Source organism: Bacillus cereus group sp. BfR-BA-01383 (assembly GCF_022663495.1).
Taxonomy (GTDB): Bacteria; Bacillota; Bacilli; order Bacillales; family Bacillaceae_G; genus Bacillus_A; species Bacillus_A cereus_AU.
Genome location: NZ_JAKUFP010000124.1, coordinates 1 through 332, shown reverse-complemented (window position 1 = coordinate 332; position 332 = coordinate 1). Strand labels below are relative to the sequence as shown.

The following is a 332-nucleotide window of genomic DNA, read 5'->3' as shown; positions in this document are numbered from 1 at the left end:
ATTCTACCACTGAACTACTTCCGCAAGACATGTATGAGTTATTTTATTAAAAGTGCGGGTGAAGGGAGTCGAACCCCCACGCCAAAGGCGCCAGATCCTAAGTCTGGTGCGTCTGCCAATTCCGCCACACCCGCATATTAATTATTTCAAGAAAAAATGGGGCGACTGATGGGAATCGAACCCACGAATGCCGGAGCCACAATCCGGTGCGTTAACCACTTCGCCACAACCGCCATAGTTGCTGGTGCCGACTAGAGGACTTGAACCCCCAACCTACTGATTACAAGTCAGTTGCTCTACCAATTGAGCTAAGTCGGCTAGAATGGTGGAGG

Annotated in this window: 3 tRNA genes; all 3 read right to left on the bottom strand. The window is 50.0% G+C overall.

Annotated features, from left to right (window positions below):
- Positions 1 to 53 precede the first annotated feature (53 nt).
- Positions 54 to 134: transfer RNA gene (locus tag MR065_RS27240), tRNA-Leu, on the bottom strand.
- A 23-nt stretch (positions 135 to 157) separates the two neighbouring features.
- A tRNA-His gene (locus MR065_RS27235) sits at positions 158 to 233 on the bottom strand.
- Between the two features lie 9 nt (positions 234 to 242).
- Positions 243 to 318 (bottom strand) — tRNA-Thr (locus tag MR065_RS27230).
- Positions 319 to 332 lie beyond the last annotated feature (14 nt).